This window comes from Caballeronia glathei (assembly GCF_000698595.1).
Lineage (GTDB): Bacteria > Pseudomonadota > Gammaproteobacteria > Burkholderiales > Burkholderiaceae > Caballeronia > Caballeronia glathei.
The window spans coordinates 1-3,390 of record NZ_JFHC01000176.1; the positions used below are offsets into that span (position 1 = coordinate 1).

Genomic DNA, 3,390 nt, shown 5'->3' on the forward strand with positions numbered 1-3,390 from the left:
ATGGGGGAATTTGACCGACCGCCGGGGTAGTTAGCTATATTAGTGTAGTTAGAGAAGCTAAAAAAAAGACCTGACCTGTTCACTCTGAGCCAGGAGATAGTGCAGCCTGAGAGTTTCGCAGTCGATCAGCAGCCGCATCCGCGCGTGGTCGTTCGGATCACGCGCTGAGGATGAGACCGACAGTTGTGTGGATGCACTGATCGTAGCCGAAGATCGCGAAGGTTTCGTCCAAAAGACTTTGTTGCTCGAAACGTCCATCCAAAACTGTCGGTGTGACGTGGTTGGTGGCCAGGCGGTGACCCACTCGCTTGCCGACCAAGATTCGCCTGCCGGTGCACATGATCCAGCGATCAACAAGCTCAATCACATTTCGCTTGAGATTCCTCAGCAGACGGACCAGGAAGCTCACTCCGGCGGGGCTAGCCGAGCCCACGGAGATACCCGTGGAGAAGATCCGCGGCATTCTGAAAATTCCGAAGCAGCCGGTGTCGCTCGAGACGCGGGTGGGTGAGGACGCCGATGCAGCGCTCGGCGACATGATCGAAGTTCCAATGGCCGCGTCGCCGCCAGACGCGGTGGTTCACGCGAACATGTCCGCCGCGATCGGCGATGCGCTCTCGCCCCGTGAGGGAAGATTTGCTGCGCATGCGCCTTGGGATCGACACCGTGTCGGACTACACGCTCGAAGAACTCGGCAAGCAGTTCGACGTTGACCCGTGGATGTATTCACCCGATCGAAAGCGAGGCGATGCGAAAGCTGATGCATCCGAGCAACGCCGACAAACCTCAGGCCATATCTCGACCAATGCGGCGCCTGCACCGTCTGGTCATTGTTGAAGTAGCAATAGACATCGCCGCTCGCGCGCCAGGCACGCTAGATGTCCGAAAGTAAGGCAGCGTCGCGCGGCTGCTCACCAGCGCCGCACTGACGGATGCGGCTTGCCCAGCGTGCGAGTGCGTCTTCGCCGTGCGCGCCGCCATAAAGCGGCATGCTTCGCAGTGTTGTACGTCGATTTCAGAGGCGGCAAGGCGCCTGCGATGATCCACCATCAATGTAGGATGAACGATATGGAGATTTTTCTCGCCATTGTCTACAGCCTCTTTAAAAAATTGGTTCAGAACGTCGTATTCTTCTTCGCGGCTATGGAAAAGGCGCAGCCTCCGCTCCATTCCTGGCCGTTACCACACGATATCCTTGAGCGGCGAGTTGCAACTCAAGGACGACGAGGATGTCCGACTCGCCGTTGACCAGCAGGATCGTCCCCATGATAAAGTTCTTCTCTTTAGTTTGCATTTCTATACAGCAATGATCGTTCCAATCCCGCGTCGGTGGCTTCCGAGCAACGAGAATAAGGAGCAACCCGCTGCCGACGCCGGGTCGTTGTTATCGCGTGCTCTCCTTATCTGAAAAGCGCGCTGTGACAACGACGATGGCATCGCTATGGTTTGGCCAACCCTTGCTCAGCGAGCTCGCTGAGTCCACGCAGCGGCACCCCAATCCATGATGGGCGATTCGCGGCTTCGTAGCAAACCTCATAGGCGGCTTTCTCGAGCAAAAACAGCTGGAGCAACGCTTCGAAGGTTCCCTCGTCACCGGTGACTTTGAGATGGGCAATCCCTAGCGCGTGGCGATATGCCGATAAAAAGGCAGCCTCTGCTTGTGAATAGAAGTCCTCGACCAACTCGGCCGTGGAATTGCCCGCGCGCTCAGGCTGGCTACCACGCTCAGCCAATACCGTAGCACTTGCGTAACGGAGTGAACGCAGTAGGCCCGCAACGTCGCGTAACGGACTAGCTTTTTTCCGTCGCTCCTTCAGCGGCCGGGCCGGCTCGCCCTCAAAGTCAATCAAGTACGCATCCCCTTGGGCGATGAGGACCTGCCCGAGATGAAAGTCGCCATGGATGCGGAAGCACAGTGCGTGGGCGTCCTCTGACACGAGCGTCTGCGTATGGGCTAGCACCACTGGACGTCGTTCGAGCAAGCTCTGGGCTCTCGCGCGGTCGGCGTCGTTCAGTGTATCGAGCCGTCCGGCCAGGATATCAAGCGCCGTACTGATCAGATCCACCGCGCCATTGGTCCAGGAATGCACCTCGTCCGCAGTAGCCATCCGCGGCGAGAAGGCGTCTTCTCCCGTCGGCGACGCGAGTACGATGTGAAGCTCGCCCAGGCGACGGCCGAGGATCGCCGCGAGCTCCCGATAACCGTCAATACTATTTTGCGCATCGTTGTCAGGGTCACGGCGACCGGGCGCGGATCCAACGGAGGGGGCATCTTGCATGGCGCGTCTCAGCCAGCGAAGCGCGCAGTCCCACGCGTCGCCTTCATTTGGAATAAAGCCCTGGAGGATACACAGCGTATGTTGCACGCCATCGCTATCAAGGCGCACGACTTCCCCGAACAAAGGGCCTGCATTTGCATAGCCACGGGCCGTCAGATATCGGGTCATTTCCGCCTCAGGGTGGATGCCGCCGATGAGGCGACGCACCAGCTTGAGAACGACTTTTTCATCAATGACGAGCGAACTATTGCTTTGCTCCGCCGACAGCCAGCGGATGCGCGGCCGCGTGCCTTCGGTGAAGTCGGCCGCATCGATGTGGTCGGTCGGTGCGAAGCGGAATTCGCCTAAATTCTCCGTCGTCAGAACGGTCCGATCTTTCAACATCGCCAGCACGCCACGCGCAAAGCCTGGGATGGCGAACGCGTCGATCAAATGCGCGTCTTCATTTTGTCGCTTGATGCGTGCGACCGCCATATCCCGGGTTGCCTCGGGAATCTCGTCGACGTCTGAAACGACTGCTAGTGGTAGGAAATACCGTTCGACACCCTTCGGCGAGCCAACTTCGACCTCTGCGAACGCAAATCCAGCCTCATGCACACACGCATAGGCGGCAACCCGCACGACGCCAAGCTCTTGGTCTTTTGATGCAAACCACCGGCGCCTGCCGAGATACGCTTGCAACACCGATGGGTCGAGCGACGAGATCTGTTCATGCGTGGGACACGAGGCGCGGGCGGCAAGCGGTGCGTGGCCGGAGAACGATCCCTGCGCTGGCTCAGCGTCCAGCTGTCCGGCTCGAGTGTCGCCTGATTCGTCCTTCCCCAACTCCTTATCGTTCACGTTCGCCTCTTTTGGCTATCACGTCGTGACCCAGCAGTAGGGCCTTGGTCCTCCAGAGCGGACGCTCGGGGTCGGCGCCAGGGGCTCGAAGGTGCCCGCCTTCAACATACCTTTGTGGCGCTGGGGCCTGGGTAACCGGCGGCCCCTTGGCGGACACCCCGCTGGCACCACCGCGCGAATTTCCGTCGCGCACTACAGCGCGGCCGTCGCAGCACTCAGTCGTCCATCGCCCGGCGGAGCGTCACCGATCGCCCCCTGTGAACCAATGCGG

At 59.6% G+C, this 3,390-nt stretch carries 1 protein-coding gene and 1 pseudogene; one reads left to right on the forward strand and one right to left on the reverse strand.

Annotation, left to right across the window (positions count from 1 at the left end):
* Positions 1-289 precede the first annotated feature (289 nt).
* A pseudogene (locus tag BG61_RS41140) lies at positions 290-842 on the forward strand (sigma-70 domain-containing protein); the annotation flags it as partial.
* A gap of 597 nt (positions 843-1,439) precedes the next feature.
* Here the strand turns inward: BG61_RS41140 and BG61_RS37910 are convergent.
* Positions 1,440-3,119, reverse strand: coding sequence for a putative maltokinase (locus tag BG61_RS37910; RefSeq protein WP_081868336.1), 1,680 nt, complete (start codon positions 3,117-3,119; stop codon positions 1,440-1,442).
* Between the last annotated feature and the right edge of the window lie 271 nt (positions 3,120-3,390).